The organism is Stenotrophomonas sp. STEN035 (assembly GCF_056759935.1).
This window is the reverse complement of sequence record NZ_JBRRDY010000027.1, coordinates 53,363-68,285: the sequence shown is the minus strand read 5'-3', so window position 1 is coordinate 68,285 and position 14,923 is coordinate 53,363. Positions and strand designations below refer to the sequence as shown.

General features: G+C 62.2%; 17 protein-coding genes and 1 other RNA gene. 12 read left to right on the top strand and 6 right to left on the bottom strand.

The genetic code is table 11. The features are described from left to right. Positions 1–238 precede the first annotated feature (238 nt). Complete coding sequence (gene fur / locus ACVOLL_RS14780) at positions 239–649, bottom strand: ferric iron uptake transcriptional regulator (protein ID WP_282271992.1); 411 nt, start codon at positions 647–649, stop codon at positions 239–241. A 104-nt stretch (positions 650–753) separates the two neighbouring features. Between fur and ACVOLL_RS14775 the strand changes: the two genes are divergently transcribed. Continuing rightward, complete coding sequence (locus ACVOLL_RS14775) at positions 754–1,143, top strand: outer membrane protein assembly factor BamE (protein WP_481513581.1); 390 nt, start codon at positions 754–756, stop codon at positions 1,141–1,143. Between the two features lie 21 nt (positions 1,144–1,164). Here the strand turns inward: ACVOLL_RS14775 and ACVOLL_RS14770 are convergent, their stop codons facing one another. Together ACVOLL_RS14770 and ACVOLL_RS14765 are read right to left on the bottom strand one after the other, a co-directional pair. After that, positions 1,165–1,422, bottom strand: coding sequence for an RnfH family protein (locus ACVOLL_RS14770; protein ID WP_481513580.1), 258 nt, complete (start codon positions 1,420–1,422; stop codon positions 1,165–1,167). Between the two features lie 3 nt (positions 1,423–1,425). Further along, complete coding sequence (locus ACVOLL_RS14765) at positions 1,426–1,854, bottom strand: type II toxin-antitoxin system RatA family toxin (protein ID WP_481513579.1); 429 nt, start codon at positions 1,852–1,854, stop codon at positions 1,426–1,428. A gap of 56 nt (positions 1,855–1,910) precedes the next feature. Between ACVOLL_RS14765 and smpB the strand changes: the two genes are divergently transcribed. Both smpB and ACVOLL_RS14755 read left to right on the top strand, forming a co-directional pair. Continuing rightward, complete coding sequence (gene smpB, locus ACVOLL_RS14760) at positions 1,911–2,414, top strand: SsrA-binding protein SmpB (RefSeq protein WP_481513578.1); 504 nt, start codon at positions 1,911–1,913, stop codon at positions 2,412–2,414. Then, positions 2,414–2,833, top strand: coding sequence for a GNAT family N-acetyltransferase (locus ACVOLL_RS14755; protein ID WP_481513577.1), 420 nt, complete (start codon positions 2,414–2,416; stop codon positions 2,831–2,833). The genes smpB and ACVOLL_RS14755 overlap by 1 nt, the downstream gene beginning before the upstream one ends. Here the strand turns inward: ACVOLL_RS14755 and ACVOLL_RS14750 are convergent. Further along, positions 2,830–3,348: a hypothetical protein gene (locus tag ACVOLL_RS14750; RefSeq protein ID WP_481513576.1), complete on the bottom strand. Its 519-nt coding sequence runs from the start codon at positions 3,346–3,348 to the stop codon at positions 2,830–2,832. The genes ACVOLL_RS14755 and ACVOLL_RS14750 overlap by 4 nt on opposite strands. 248 nt (positions 3,349–3,596) lie before the next feature. Between ACVOLL_RS14750 and ACVOLL_RS14745 the strand changes: the two genes are divergently transcribed. Further along, entirely contained in the window at positions 3,597–3,965 is a 369-nt protein-coding gene (locus ACVOLL_RS14745) for a DUF6713 family protein (RefSeq protein ID WP_481513575.1), read from the top strand. Positions 3,966–4,193: 228 nt separating this feature from the next. Here the strand turns inward: ACVOLL_RS14745 and ACVOLL_RS14740 are convergent, their stop codons facing one another. Beyond that, on the bottom strand, positions 4,194–5,807 hold the full coding sequence (locus ACVOLL_RS14740) for a CsgG/HfaB family protein (protein WP_481513574.1): 1,614 nt from the start codon (positions 5,805–5,807) through the stop codon (positions 4,194–4,196). Positions 5,808–6,225: 418 nt separating this feature from the next. On the opposite strand from ACVOLL_RS14740, the gene ssrA reads away from it, so the two are divergent. Further along, positions 6,226–6,579: a transfer-messenger RNA gene (ssrA, locus tag ACVOLL_RS14735) on the top strand. A 711-nt stretch (positions 6,580–7,290) separates the two neighbouring features. Here the strand turns inward: ssrA and ACVOLL_RS14730 are convergent. Next, a complete protein-coding gene (locus ACVOLL_RS14730; RefSeq protein WP_481513573.1) occupies positions 7,291–7,668 on the bottom strand; it encodes a DUF7079 family protein in 378 nt (125 codons plus the stop codon). Between the two features lie 194 nt (positions 7,669–7,862). Between ACVOLL_RS14730 and ACVOLL_RS14725 the strand changes: the two genes are divergently transcribed. From ACVOLL_RS14725 to ACVOLL_RS14695, 7 genes are all read left to right on the top strand, one after another. After that, positions 7,863–8,441: an N-acetyltransferase family protein gene (locus tag ACVOLL_RS14725; RefSeq protein WP_481513572.1), complete on the top strand. Its 579-nt coding sequence runs from the start codon at positions 7,863–7,865 to the stop codon at positions 8,439–8,441. 249 nt (positions 8,442–8,690) lie between these two features. Then, positions 8,691–8,978 carry a hypothetical protein gene (locus ACVOLL_RS14720; RefSeq protein ID WP_481513571.1) on the top strand — a complete coding sequence of 96 codons (288 nt, stop codon included), beginning with the start codon at positions 8,691–8,693 and terminating at the stop codon, positions 8,976–8,978. 199 nt (positions 8,979–9,177) lie between these two features. Beyond that, complete coding sequence (locus ACVOLL_RS14715) at positions 9,178–10,173, top strand: C13 family peptidase (protein ID WP_481513570.1); 996 nt, start codon at positions 9,178–9,180, stop codon at positions 10,171–10,173. A gap of 87 nt (positions 10,174–10,260) precedes the next feature. Continuing rightward, positions 10,261–11,637, top strand: coding sequence for an ATP-dependent RNA helicase DbpA (gene dbpA, locus ACVOLL_RS14710; RefSeq protein WP_481513569.1), 1,377 nt, complete (start codon positions 10,261–10,263; stop codon positions 11,635–11,637). A gap of 36 nt (positions 11,638–11,673) precedes the next feature. Further along, positions 11,674–12,765 carry a sensor histidine kinase gene (locus ACVOLL_RS14705; RefSeq protein WP_481513568.1) on the top strand — a complete coding sequence of 364 codons (1,092 nt, stop codon included), beginning with the start codon at positions 11,674–11,676 and terminating at the stop codon, positions 12,763–12,765. After that, positions 12,762–13,469 carry a LytR/AlgR family response regulator transcription factor gene (locus tag ACVOLL_RS14700; RefSeq protein WP_481513567.1) on the top strand — a complete coding sequence of 236 codons (708 nt, stop codon included), beginning with the start codon at positions 12,762–12,764 and terminating at the stop codon, positions 13,467–13,469. The genes ACVOLL_RS14705 and ACVOLL_RS14700 overlap by 4 nt, the downstream gene beginning before the upstream one ends. 114 nt (positions 13,470–13,583) lie before the next feature. After that, positions 13,584–14,921 carry an acyl-CoA thioesterase/bile acid-CoA:amino acid N-acyltransferase family protein gene (locus ACVOLL_RS14695; protein WP_481513566.1) on the top strand — a complete coding sequence of 446 codons (1,338 nt, stop codon included), beginning with the start codon at positions 13,584–13,586 and terminating at the stop codon, positions 14,919–14,921. The last annotated feature ends 2 nt before the right edge of the window (positions 14,922–14,923 follow it).

Sequence of the window (14,923 nt, the reverse complement as noted above, 5' to 3'; positions counted from 1 at the left end):
GGCTTGGGCTTGCTTGGGCTTGGGCTCTAAAGCCCCTCTCCCGCCTGCGGGAGAGGGGTTGGGGTGAGGGCAGCTCTTGGCTCCTGAGGCTCTGCTCCAAAAGCCCCCCCCGCCCCAACCCTCCCCTTCGCTACGCGAAAGGGAGGGAGCAGAAGCAACTGCACAAACAAAAACACCGGCCATTGGCCGGTGTTTTTGATTCAACGGCAACAGCCCAAGGGCCGTGCCGCAAAAAACCTTACTTACGCTTTTTGCGCACGTACAACACCAACGAGTGCTCTTCCAGCTCAAAACCGTGCTCTGCCGCGATCTTCCGCTGCAGCTCCTCGATTTCCGGGCTTTCGAACTCGATGATCTTGCCCGAGTCCACATCGACCATATGGTCGTGGTGGCCGCCACGGTCCAGCTCGTAAACCGCCTGGCCGCCTTCAAAATTGTGCTTGAGGACCAGCCCCGCCGCCTCGAACTGGGTCAGCACACGGTAAACCGTGGCCAGCCCGATCTCATCACCGCAATCAAGCAACTGGCGGTAGATGTCCTCGGCAGTGAGGTGGTGGTGTTGGGGGGTGTTCTGTTCAAGCAGGGCAAGGATGCGCATCCGCGGATGCGTTACTTTCAAGCCGACTTTGCGCAGGTCATTGGATTCCATAGCCATCGTGTTCATTGGCGGTTTAACGCCAGTTATCTCCGGTCAGATCGCGCTGGGTGCCGGGGAGTGTATCATCGACCTGATTTCCTCAACTGCCCTACCTAATGCGCAACCTCCTGTTGATCGCCGTTGTCGCCCTGTCCACTACTGGCTGCGGCATCATCTACAAGCAGCCCATCTATCAGGGCAACCTGATCCGTGAACAGTCCGTGGCGCAGTTGCAGGTCGGCCAAAGCAAGCAGCAGGTCAATGCGCTGCTGGGCACGCCGTCCATCGCTGACCCGTTCCACGCCCAGCGCTGGGACTACACCGCCAGCCAGCGCGTGAACCGCCTGGGCAAGACCGAGGTGAAAAACTTCGTCGTGTTCTTCGAAAATGACCAGGTCACCCGCTGGGAAGGGGAGTACTTCCCGACCCAGGACGGCGACCTGGCACGCAACAGCGTGCGCCAGTTCGGCCGCAACCTGGCCAAGGACAAGAAGAAGGGCCGCTGATCCAGCGCCCCCTTCGTAGGGTCAATCGCCGCCGCGCGCTCGCCGGCGGCGATTTTCTTTGGGGTCGGCCAGCAACGGGCGCAGCAGTTCCACCCGGTCGCCGTCCTGCAGCAGCTGCTGCGGACGCGCCAGCACGCCGTGCACTGCCACTGCTACTACCTCGTCAGCGCCATCCAGCGCCGCCTCGGCCACCGCATCGGCGACCGTGCAGCCCTCAGGCAGCTCCAGCTGCCGCTGCTGGTAGCGGTCCGGCCAGGCCAGCACCACTTCTACACGCATCGCTCAGGCTTCCTGATCGGCCACGCGCACGAAGTCGTTGACCATGCGATCGGCCAAACCCTGGAAGCCCAGCGCCAAGGCCGGCCCCAGCAGCCGCGAGGTCGGCTCGAACTCCAGCTCCAGGGTGACCTTGCAGGCACTTTCGGACAGGGAATGGAACTCCCAGCGGCCGTGCAGGCGCTTGAACGGGCCTTCGCGCAGCTTCATATCGATGCTATGCGGGCGTTGCAGCGTATTTTCGGTCATGAACCAGGTCCGGAACGAACCCAGTCCCAGATCCAGCCGGGCAACCAGCCGCTCCTCGCCCTGCTCCAGGATTTCCGCCTTGTCACACCAGCGGAACCGACCAGGATAGGCGGCGACATCGTTGACCAGGTTGAACATGCGCTCGGCGGAGTGTTCGACCAGCGCGCTGCGACGAATGGTAGTCATGGCGATACAGATACAGAAAGTGTTCGGGGAGCCCCCGAATCGGAGACAATACGGAAATGAGCAAGAAACAAAGCAAGGATAAAGCAAAGAACGGGACGGCCGACAAAACCATCTCGTTGAACAAGCGCGCGCGCCACGAATACCATCTGGAAGAGCGGGTCGAAGCCGGCCTGGTGCTGCAGGGCTGGGAGGTCAAGGCGATCCGCGCTGGCCGCGGCAACATGACCGACGCCTACGCCTATGTGCGCGATGGCGAGATCTTCCTGATCGGCGCACAGATCACCCCGTTGATCCAGGCCTCTACCCACACCATTCCGGAAGACCGCCGCCAGCGCAAGCTGCTGCTGCACCGTCGCGAGATCGACAAACTGATCGGCCGGGTCGAGCGCGAAGGCTACACGCTGGTGCCCACCGCGATGTACTGGAGCAAGAACAAGATCAAGATCGAGATCGCGCTGGCCAAGGGCAAGCAGAATCACGACAAGCGCGACACCGCCAAAGAACGCGACTGGGACCGTGAGAAGCAGCGCGCAATGCGTGCCCACAACCGCAACGCCTGATGTCGACACAGCGCGCGGTGCAGGCAGCCAGCGCGCAGGATGTGCAGGCGCTTTGCGCACAGCTGCTGGCCTTCAATCGCAAGGCCAGCGGCAATAGTTTCGATGAGCTGCCACTGCAGCTCGCCAGCCACAACCAGGACGGAACGCTGCGCGGCGGCTTGCTCGGCGACATCTGTGCCGGCTGGCTCGCCATCCATCTACTGTGGATTGATCCCGAGCTGCGCGACCAGGGATTGGGCAGCCAATTACTGCTGGAGGCCGAACGACAGGCCAAGGCCGCAGGCGCGCACAGCGTAGTACTGGACACCTTCGACTGGCAGGCCGAGGGCTTCTATCTCGGGCACGGCTACGAAGTTTTCGGCCGCCTGCCCGACTTCCCGCCCGGCCATGAACGCATCTACCTTCGCAAGACGCTTTAACCCATCAAGATCCGGCGCAGATCACGGCGTTGGGTTCCAGGTGCCTGCAAGGCCGCGTACAGCACACTCAGACTGACCACTTCGCTCAACTCAGCAGCTTTGCGGTCATCCCCGCCCAACCACTGCCGCGCATCCTCGGCGGCCTCTGGCGGCAACATGGCCAAAATCGCGGCATCGTCCAGATCATCAACCTGTGATTGCAGCGCGCGCGCAAACCGCAGCACCCGCATGGTGTGAACCAATAGCTGAGCCAAACCCAAGACCATCGCGACGACAGCTACCCGCTCTACACCGGCAGGCGCAAGCCCGGACCAAGCCGACTGCAGCAACAACAGCAGCACTGCCGCCAACAGATAGACGCCAAGCCAGCGTCGACGCACCTGCCGCACCCAGCCCAGCGCCCCTCCACAAAGCAGCATCACCAACGGCGCAAGCTGCGCCCAATGGCTGCGTCCAAGCCAGGCCGCGATCAACACCACACCTGCCAGCACCAGATACAACAAGACGGGCGCCAACGCGCGCCGCCGAAACCCGGCCCCAACGCCACCCGCCAACAATCGCAGGCTGCGCAAACCGCACTGCTGCATGACGGCCCTCACTTTCACGAACTTGATGGCGGACATGGTCCAGCGACAAACGTCGCAGAAAGGTCGGCGCGGCGTTAAGCCTCACTCGACATCGTCAAATTGATGCGACGTCGCAGCCGCAAGTATTTGTGCAGATACTTGACTAGACTGCGGCCCCACCAAGGAGCTCTTTGACGATGGATCGCTGGTACACCGCAACACTGCTATCGCTGATCGTTCACCAGATAGATGCCGCCTACTGGCACGAATGGGACATGTTCCATGTACCTGGCGGCATACAAGGCTTCCTGCTGTTCAACGCGCTGGCAGTTGGCCTGCTGCTCCACGGCTATCGGCAGGTCATTCTTGGCACGCCACAAGCAAGACGCTACGCCCTGCTCTGCGGCGGCATTGGTGTTCTCACCGCCCTGCTACATGCCGGCTTTGCCGCCGTAGGAAACCAGCAGTTCGGCCTGCCGCTATCCATCGCGACCATCGTCGCCTGCCTGGTAAGCGGCACCGGCCTTTTGCTAAAGGCCCGCCACAACCTCAATTCACACGGGTGACGCTTCAGGTTTTTCCCCTGCAGCATTCATGATGCCAGCGAGGCCTGGGTCAAAACATCGTCCACAGCGCCCAGTGAATCAGCGCCTTACCGAGGTGGCGCTGTCGCCGACAGGCCGACTCCCAGCCCTGACCAAAATACGAAAAAAGCCCGCCAAGCACTTACGCTCGGCGGGCCTTTCCGTTCTGTAGTACCAAACGGAGATGTTCTGGAAGCGCTTGGTCAGCTTTTACTGTTTGACACCAAGGACCGCCGACGGCAGCCAACCACGGTTACCCATTTCATCATCGACTTCGACCATTCCTCCATTTCGCCTGCCCGTGGGATAAGCGAGCATGCCCGGCTTGAGTTCAGCCACCACAGTCGCCTGGCTATCCGGCTGGGCCAGCAATCGCGCCATGCGATGCAACATCATGGTCCCTGCAGTTGCGGCCATCTGGCCACCGGCGACTACATTCTGGCTTACAACCTGCTGCGCCACCTGCCCCGCTGCACCGACCATGCCGCCCTGTTGGGCAGCCAGACCCATCGCAGCCTGCGCCACGCCTGCACCGATGCCCTGACCTGCAACCTGCTGTGCCACCTGCCCCGCTGCACCCATCATGCCGCCTTGCTGGGCTGCTAGGCCCATCGCAGCCTGCGCCACACCTGCACCGATGCCCTGACCTGCAACCTGCTGCACCACTTGGCCGGCAGCACCCAACATGCCACCTTGCTGCGCCACCGCTCCCATCGCAGCCTGCGCCACACCGGCACCCACGCCTTGCCCTGCAACCTGCTGCAACACCTGACCCGCAGCGCCAGCCATGCCGCCAGATTCGGTCATCGCGCCCATTGCGGCCGACGCGACATTGCCGCCAACCACGTGATCCACGCCATGCTGCGTCATCTGCCCCGGCATGCCGCCGATCGCACCCCGCTGCGTAGCATCGGCATGTACCGCCATCGGCGCCGCAGGCCCTGCTTGCAACCTTGCTGCGGCGACATTGGCCAGCCTGGCTTGCGATGCAGCCAGCGTCTGGTAGGCATCCGGTGGCGCTACCGGCGCCACTCCACGGGTTGCCTGCGGCACATTGCGATTGGCCAAAACGCCGCGCTTTTTGCTGACCTCCTCAACCATCCGCTCATAGGCCTCTTCGTAGGCCTCCTTGATGACCTTGCCAATCTCGGTGTTGTCCCAGCTGCCAGCATTTACCCCCGCGCTGCCCTGCAGGTTCGAGGCAGACACGGCTGCCGCCCAAGCCTTGTCGGTGATTTTGGCTTCGCCGGTCACACTGACGAGCTGCTCTGACGTGCGTACATCAACCAGGGTCAGCACCACTTCGGCGGTCTGTCTTTTCGTCGATAGCTTGCCTGCCACGCCCAAGGTGGCAACGTTCATCATCGCCCCCATCAAGCCCCGCTTGCTACCACCATTGGATGCGCCCGCGCCGATGCTCATGCCACCAGCATTGGGATTCTGCGACACGATATCCGGTACCAGCACGAAGTCCGCGCCACGCATCTGCCCACCACCGATATTCTGACCTTCCTGCAAATGCCCGCCCATGGCCAGCTCGCGCTCAGCCTGCGCTGCGGTAAACCCGGCGCCGCGATCAAGCACGGTAAAGCACTTGGAATCGTTGACCAGCACCCGCAGCATGCGGGTAGGTGCGGGCAGGCCGTAGGTCGCCCAGATTCCCATGCCGTCATCCGGCTCGACGATGCGCAGACTGCCCTGCGGCGCCCTGCACTTGTCCGATGACATACCCAGGAACGCCTGGCTTGGAAAGCTCGCCGTCGCCGACACGAGCGCAATGAAACCGGCTGCCAGAACGGCAGGCCGATGGATGGTGGTCTTCATGTATATCCCCCTGTTTCCGCACTCCATGCGAAGTTGCGGATATGAATCGTCCTAATCAAATAAAAGCCCGCATCAACCTGCGAACTCACGTTTCCGTCACATATATTAACAAGTCATAAGTATAAATAGGGACCGTAAGAGCCACCCCGTCAGACCCCGCCAACAACCGTGGGCAATCGGCATAGCGCGCTGGCGGCTCCAACGCGAGCCTTCCCCCTTTTGGCCACTGCACTGTTACGTCTACGGGCTGGCGGAATGGAAAGGCGCCATGATGGTCGTCTCTGCCTTCTGATCACCGAGCGCCCCACGCATGCGTGACTGTTCAGCTCTTTGGCTGTAGCATTCACTCTGTCAGCGAGACTTTTGGCAGCTTTTCGTCACGTTTCACCCAAAAGTCGTTACAAATCAACGCTTAACCGGGGGTGCACTGGTTTCGACGGGGGTTGTGAAGTCGCTTGGCGCATGCCGAGGGGGTAGCTTTCCTCGTAAATCCAGCTGCAAAACTCTAGTTGCCAACGACGACAACTACGCTCTCGCCGCTTAAGGCGTAAGCCCCGAACCCACTTGTGCCCGTGCTCGTGGATGTAGGGTCATTATCACGGAACCGGCTGTGACGGCTGCCTGTCAGTCACGGCTTAACCAAAACAGGCTGGTCCTGGGGTGCGCTTTGCACACCGTGCTGCCACAGGACGAGACCCAACGGTGAGCTAAGCATGTAGTGCCGGGGATGGAGTGCCTTCGGACGGCGGTTCAATTCCGCCCACCTCCACCATTAGTTGGACCGTCAAGGTCCCGATTAGGCCGGAAACCCAATAACAGCACGGGTTTCCGGCCTTTTTTGTGTCCAAGCCTGTGCGACGGTGGGGTACAACATGGGATATCTAGGGAATCCACAGAATCGATACCCCTTATCGACCCTAGCTACCAAAGAGGCACTGTCGCCGGGCTATGCACCCGCTGGCATGCCATTCAACCGGCACCCAAACAAGAAAAGCCACCAAAGGTGGCTCTCCGCTTCTACCGACTATTCCATCAACCCGGTGCGGGTGGTTGCGTCGTGCCGTAAGGCTTACAGCCAGTGAGACCACACACGTACCAAACTCCACCGATCTGGATCGTGAAGGCTGCTGCCGTTCCTGCAATTCCCAAGAGGCTCAAGCCCAGAAGCAAACAAGCAATCTTCCTGCGAGACTTCAACATGGTGCTGTCCTTGTCATTGCGCCAGTTCCTTACTGGCAGGCCGAGATTAGCCCAGCTTCCCCAGATCTTTGCAAGTTGCTCATAAATCGAAGGCGCCTTACGTCCCGAGTACCTATCTCTGGCCCTCGGCCGCACAAGATCGTTCGATGCGGCTGCAGGTTGGAGTGTCGACCAGAGTCGCAATGGGCTACAGAGCAGGATTGTCCACTCCCCACAACTCAATGCCAGTCCAAAGACGGCCGCCCACTCAGTTTCACTGGAGAGCGACGTTGGTTTGGATGCCTCACCCGCAGGCACGCGTGTCATTTCTGTGCTGGACAATGCCGACACTTAGCTTGCGCCACCAGCTTGCCGGGTACGGATGCAGCCATTTGCGAGGCAAGGGTTTGCCGAACCGGGATTTGCAAAGCACGCGCCCTTTGAGCCATTCGATCTCAAATCCGGCCCACTCCGGCAGAGGAAGCGCTCCCATGTTGAATGAAACAGCAGGACGCACTTCATTCCAGAAGATGGCCTCCAGTTCGTCAAGCGAGTACTTGGACTCTGCGCAGGCGCGAGCGACGTCTGCGAGAAAGATCGACGGATCGGTGTCCATCCAGAAATTCTGCATGTGATCCCACACCGGAGCGCGATCCTGAATGTCTTCGTATGGTGGTCTCATGCCAGCAAGCTACCAGATAGCAGAACCCTTGGCCCCGATCATATGACCCACCCACAACAGGCTGGATGATGGGCTCTTCCGTTGGTACGGTTTTATCCGAGGGTAGCCGGGTCCGGCCAAAACATTGACGCACAACCTGACCGAACAAGCCGCGTTCACCCTCGTATGCTGGTGCCGGGCCACCGTCGTCATAGATGGTGCCCAACATCTGCAGTTTGATTGAGTCACGCCATCCGGCCCGTATCCAGCAGCTGCGCTACCCGCTTCAAACTATCAGGTTGATTCCCGCCGAAGCCATCAAAACCAATCGCAAGGAGATAGAAGTGGAAATTTCCATTCGTCCTGCCACTGCTGCTGACATGGAACCCGTCGCCTCGCTCTTTGATCAATACCGGCAGTTCTATGGTCAAGTTCCCAATCCCGGCTTGGCTCAGGAGTTCATTGGCGCCCGTCTGCTGGAGGGATCCTCCCTGATCCTGGTTGCGGCTGATTCCGCAGGCAATCTTCTCGGCTTCACCCAACTCTATCCACTGTTCGACTCCGTTGGTGCTACGAAAAGCTACGTTCTCTACGACCTGTTTGTGTCTGCAGACGCTCGCCGCCTGGGCGTGGCCAGAGAGCTGATGGTTGCTGCCGTTTCGGTTGCGAAGGGGCTTGGCGCCGGGCGCATTGAACTGCAGACCGCGAAGGACAATATTCCAGCACAAAGACTCTATGAGGGTCTCGGATGGGCGCGGGACAACGACTTCTACATCTACGCCATCACGCCGTAAGACAGCACCGATCTTGGTCGATCAGGCAAGCCGCCCAAGACCGCCCCCTTCCCACGACGCTCATGTGGATATCAGCGCCAGCGTCTGGCCGACGATTCAAGCGCCCTTGGGCGCCCTTCCAGCACCTGGAGACAACGGCTTTGTCAGATAAATCCTAGGCCAAGTAAGGTGTATCCCTCATTGAGGTAGTGGTATCCCGGACAGCACCATTACAGACTCTTGGCTGTCCGCCATCGCAGCAGGTGCTGTATGGACTACGAGAAATTGCGGGATCACTTCGACGTTCTGGCGCAGCAGGTCGTGCAGGACGCCACCTCGCTTGGCGAATACGAGCGCAAGCAGAAGCTGCTGGAGATGCACCAGCTTGTCGACAGGATCGTTGAGGTGGTGCCGGACGATGATGAGCAGGCCAGCATCCTGTGCAGGCTGGAAGACCTGGTCTACCGCGCCAACAGCGCCATCAATGCTGCCGAGCAGCTTGAGAACCTCAGGAAGAAGTCCGCAGTGGCCTATGGCTGGTCATTGCAGGCGGACTGAGCATCAGCCCGGTCGATAGGGAATTGCCCTGACGGCATTGCCCGGTCGCAGCGCGCGCTCCTGACATCCACAAGCCGCCTACTACGCATCCAGGCTTCAACTCCGGCACCATAGCCATCAGGGCCGCCTACGGGCGCGCACTGGATGCAGCAAGGTCGGCTCGACCTTGCCGCCAGACCCACCGTCATGGATTACGGCAATGGCAGCCCAACGCGGTTCCCAGCATTCCCCTACCCGCCTGATGAAAGCCGTCGCCAACGTGTTGTTGGCAGCCTGTACGGCCTGGCCTGCATTCGCCAGCGCAGCCGCAGCACCCGAGCGGCAAGCCACCACACCCAAACTTGAAGGCAGCCAGCTCACGATGCTGGACGCCGCATTGGCGGGCTTGCCAGCCCAGCGCCCCGGCGTCACCGACATCTACGTGCTCGGCGTGGCCGGCGATGCCGACGAAGATGTCTTCACCAATGAGGTCGCCTATCTGCGCGAGCTGTCGGCCAGGCGCTGGGGTGCCGAAGGCCGCATGATCAGCCTGGTCAACCAGCCTGCCCTGGGCCATGGTGGCCCGCCGCAGGCTCTGGCTACCGCCGACAGCATCGGCCATGCGCTGAACGGACTCGGGCAAAAGCTGGACCCGAATGAAGATGTGCTGTTCCTCTACCTGACCAGCCACGGACTGCATGACAACAGCGTCTACCTGCATACCGGCCGCGACCAGGAAGACTATCTGGCGCCGGCACAGCTCGCGCGGATGCTGGATCAAGCCCAGATCGGCAATGCGGTGATCGTGGTCTCGGCCTGTTTCTCGGGCGCCTTCGTACCGGCACTGATGTCTCCACAGCGCATGGTGATCACTGCCGCGCGCAAGGACCGTCCATCCTTTGGCTGCGGCAATACCGATAGCGCCACCTGGTTTGGCCGCGCCTTCCTGGTCGAAGCCCTGAACGCTACCAATGACTTCGCCCACGCCTACACACTGGCTGCCGGCAACGTACGGCGCCGCGAGAAGGAGCAAGGCGAGCTCCCCTCCGAACCGCAGTTCAAGAACGGCAAAGCGGTGGCTACCGTGCTCGAACAGTGGCGCGCAGGCTTGCCGGACACACCTGCCGTGCCCTATCCCTTCGTTTACCAGCGCCCTTCCGGGGCCAAGACCGTCACGCCCAAGAGCAAGCCCGTCAGCAACAATCGCAAGGATTGAGTTCGTCCCACGGACGCTAGATGAAGCCGGTGGTGCTACCCATTCAGGATGGCAAGCGCCGCCGCCCGGCTTCTGCGAAAATATGGCATGACTGACTTCTCTTCCCTGCCGCTGTCGCCGGCACTCGCTCCTGGCATCGACGCGCTGGGCTATACCTCGATGACGCCGGTACAGGCGCTGGCTCTGCCGCCGATCCTGGAAGGCCGCGACGTGATCGCGCAGGCCCCGACCGGCAGCGGCAAGACCGCCGCCTTCGGGCTGGGCCTGCTGAACCGCCTCGACCTGTCCATCAGCCGCACCCAGGCGCTGGTGCTGTGCCCGACCCGCGAACTGGCCGATCAGGTCGGCAAGCAGCTGCGCAAGCTGGCCACCGGCATCCCCAATCTGAAGCTGTTGATCCTCACCGGCGGCATGCCGCTGGGCCCGCAGCTGGCCTCGCTGGAAGCGCATGACCCGCAGGTCGTGGTCGGCACCCCCGGCCGCGTGCAGGAACTGGCACGCAAGCGCGCGCTGAACCTGGGCCAGGTCCGTACCTTTGTGTTGGACGAAGCCGACCGCATGCTCGACATGGGCTTCGAGGAACCGATCCGCGAAATCGCCGGCCGCACCCACAAGGAACGCCAGAGCCTGCTGTTCTCGGCGACCTTCCCGGAGGCGATCCGCGAACTGGCCCGCGCCCTGCTCAACGAGCCGGTCGAAGTGACCATCGATGGCCAAGCCGAGGCACCGGCCATCCAGCAGCTGTTCTTCGAAACCGAGCCGGCCAACCGCCAGAAGGCACTGGGTGGCTTGCTGCTGAAGTACACGCCGGAATCGGCGGTGGTGTTCTGCAATACCCGCAAGGACGTGGACGAAGTGGCCAACTCGCTGCGCCAGTTCGGCTTCTCCGCACTGGCCCTGCACGGCGACATGGAACAGCGCGACCGCGATGAAGTATTGATGCAGTTCTCCAACCGTAGCTGCAACGTGCTGGTCGCCAGTGACGTGGCCGCACGCGGCCTGGACGTGGAAGACCTGGCTGCCGTGGTCAACTACGAGCTGCCGACTGACATCGACACCTACCAGCACCGCGTAGGCCGTACCGGCCGTGCCGGTCGCAATGGTCTGTCGCTGAGCCTGGTTGCGGGCCGCGAGCGCAGCCGTGCCGATGCACTGGAAGCGCAGCAGGGCAAGCCGCTGAACTGGCAGAAGACCCCGCTGGCAACTGCCCGCCCGGCAGAACTGCCACAGGCGGCGATGACCACCCTGCGCATCGATGGCGGCAAGACCGACAAGCTGCGCGCTGGCGACATCCTCGGTGCTTTGACCGGCGATGCCGGGCTGTCGGCCAAGGCGATTGGCAAGATCGATATCTTCCCCACCCGCTCCTACGTGGCCATTGCCCGTGAGCAGGTAGGCAAGGCTCTTGCGCGCCTGGAAGCCGGCAAGATCAAGGGCAAGCGTTTCCGCGTTCGCAAGATGTAAGCAGGCGCCGGCCCAGCCCGGCGCTTGAACGCGCACATGTCTACCCGGCCCGACTCCGGCACTTCCAGCTCTACTGGAGACACGTATGCCACGGTATTCCCGTGGCGTGCGGTTTGTGCCGGCTGGCTGTTGCTGACCCTGGTCACCTTGCCTGCGGTGCAACTGACCGGGCCTGCGGGCGGCAGTCTGGCTCCCATCGAGCTGATGCGCTCGCTGCTTTTCCTGCTCGGCATCTACAGTCCCTGGCTTCTAGCGACACCTGTTCTTTGGCAACTGTGCGCGCGCTGGCCGCTGGGCATGGGCAGCGACGCCAAGGCGGCGAGCAAGCTGCTGGCCGCCGGCATCTGCATCATTCCGGCGCTGTCGCTGATTGGCTGGCTGTTCGGTTATTACCTCTCGCAACTGGCACTGCCTCGTGCGCTGCCCAACAACTGGCTGCACGCGGTTGTCGCCACCAGCTTGTTTGCGCTGCCAACCTACATCGGGGTAATCGGCATCGGCCAGACACTGGCCTATATCCGTCGCTATCGCCGCCGTGGCGAGCTGCTGGCACAGGCTCGCGAACAAGCCTTGCGGGCACGGCTGAATCACCATTTCCTGTTCAACGCACTCAATGCGATCGGCGCGCTGGGTTATCGCGATGCCGAGCGTGCTGACGCGGCGTTGGCGCAGCTGGGTGAGTTGCTACGCAACCTGCTGCAGAGCGAACCTTTCGTCGCCCTGCGCGAGGAAGTGGCGCAGGCGATGGCCTTCGTTGAGCTGCAGCAGCTGTTGCAGCAACAGCCAGTGCAGGTGCAGCTGCAGGCCAGCACCGAGGCCTGGGAGGCGCGCGTGCCCAGCCTGCTGCTGCAGCCATTGGTCGAGAACGCCGTGCGCTTCGCCAGCACCTCGGACACAGACGAGGCCACGATCAGCCTGCAGTTCGAGTCGCGCGATGATCTGCTTCACCTGCAGATCCGCAACCCGCTTGGTGACGCCGCAGCCGGCATGGGCATTGGTCTGCAAGCCAGCCGCGATCGCCTGCAGGCGATCTACGGCGAGCGCGCCACAATTCATGCTCAGCGCGAGGGTGCGCACTATCAGGTGCGCGTCCAGCTACCGTTTGTCGCCAGCGAGCAGGCAGCATGATCCGCACTCTCGTGGTCGACGACGTTGCACTGGCCCGCGACAAGCTGCGCCAGCTGCTGGGTGCGCATGCGGATATCCAGATAGTCGGCGAGGCGTCCAGCATCGCCCAAGCCCGCGCGCTGCTCGCGGCGAGGCAGGTGGAACTGCTGTTGTTGGATATCCAGCTTCCCGAAGAAGATGGCCTGCATCTCGCACGCAGCCTGCCGGCACCCGCGCCGGCAATCATCTTCACCACCGCCCACGCCGAGCACGCGCTGGCTTCCTACGAGCTCGGCGCGATCGACTATCTGCCCAAGCCACTGGATGCCAGCCGGCTCGCGATGTCGCTGGATCGCCTGCGTCGACACCTCGCGCGCGAAGTCATCAACCCTATGGCACCGCTGTGCATCCGCAATGGCAGCCGCAGTGACTACGTATCACCGACCGACATCGACTACATCGACAGCGCCGGCCACTATGCCTGCCTGCATGTCGGCAAGCAGGTGCACCTGTTGCGCGAAAGCATTGGCCGGCTCGCTGAGCAGTTGGCGCCAGCCGGCTTCATCCAGGTGCAGCGCGCGGTGATCGTCAACTGCGCGCGAGTGCGTAGCCTGCTGCCACGCCGCAACGGCGATGCGACGCTGGAACTGCTCGATGGCACCCAGCTGCCATTAAGCCGGATTCATCGCGAAGCGTTCGAAGCGAAGATGCATCAGCACGACTGATCGCGCACGGCTCACGCCAAGCCCGGCACGCCTTGTGCCAATAGCAGCATCCGCATCTTCCACGGCACCCACAGCAGCGGCAACATCTCAGGCCGCTCACCGACCACATCACCCATGCTCAAGCATTTATTGCTTCCGCTGCTGCTCAGCTGCAGCTCACTGGCCCTTGCCGCTGAACTTCGCGTACATCCCGTGGACGGTCCAGCCGACCAGCCTGTGCAGATCAGTGTTGCCGGACTGCTGCCAACCCAAGTCGTCAAACTGCAACTCTCAATGCAGGACAGCAGCGGCAATAAATGGTTGGCGCAAGCCAACTACCGCGCCGATCACAACGGTATTGCCGATACAGCCTCTGCCGGCGCCGAGGCCGGCAGCTACGCGGGTGTCGATGCGATGGGATTGTTCTGGTCGATGCGGCCGGAATCGGGCAAGGGCCGACCCACGCCACTGCCCGTGCGCAATGAAGCCGACGGCCTGCGCCATGCGCCAGCAACGATGCAATTGGAGGCTTTCGTCGATGGCAAACGGATCGGTGAACAGGCATTGCTACGGCGAATCAACGCGGCCGACGTCGTTGCCACGCCATTGCAACTGCACGGCGTGGTGGGAAATCTCTATCACCCTGCAGGAGCCCTGGACGATGGCCGCCGACATCCTGTCGTGATCACCCTGGGCGGCGCCGAAGGCGGCATCGATACCGCGAATCTGTATGCCGCCTGGTTGGCGTCCAACGGTTTCCTCGCCGTGGCTGTTGCCTATTACCGGATGCCCGGACTGCCCAAGGATCTGATCCGCGTACCGATCGATCCGGTCAGCGGCACGGTCGATTGGCTGCGCACCCAATCCTTTGCCGGCAAGGTCGGCGTGATGGGCGGCTCCTGGGGCGGCATCGTGGCGATGGCGGCAGCAGCACATGATCCACGTCTGCAGGCGGCGGTGTCGTGGGTGGGCAGTCCCGCACCGTTCCGTGGCATTCGCCGTGATGTGCCGCCGGCTGATTTCCGCGCGGTTGATGAGCCCGCTCTAAGTATTGGCGGCCGCGACCTGCCCTTCCTGCCGTATGTTGAAAAGCTGAACTGGAATCAGCCCGGCGCGCATGCTGCGGCGTTGGAGCAGGCGATGCTGCCAATCGAACGCATCAACGGCCCACTGTTACTGGTCGCAGGCGGTGACGATCAGCTCGGTGTTTCCGGCGAGATGGCTGCATTGGCGATGCAGCGCCTACAACGTCGCACTGCGCCACAACCAGACACCCTGCTGTACTACTCGGACGCCGGTCACCTGATCACTCCCTTCCTGCAACCCACCACCTTCCGCAGCGACACCGGTCCTTACATTCCGGTCGGTGGCACAGCCGAAGGCTATGCCCGCGCGGACCGCGAAAGCGGCCCCGCAGTATTGGTATTCCTGCGGCAGGCCCTGGTCGAAGGGGACATCCGGCTGACCCGCTGAAC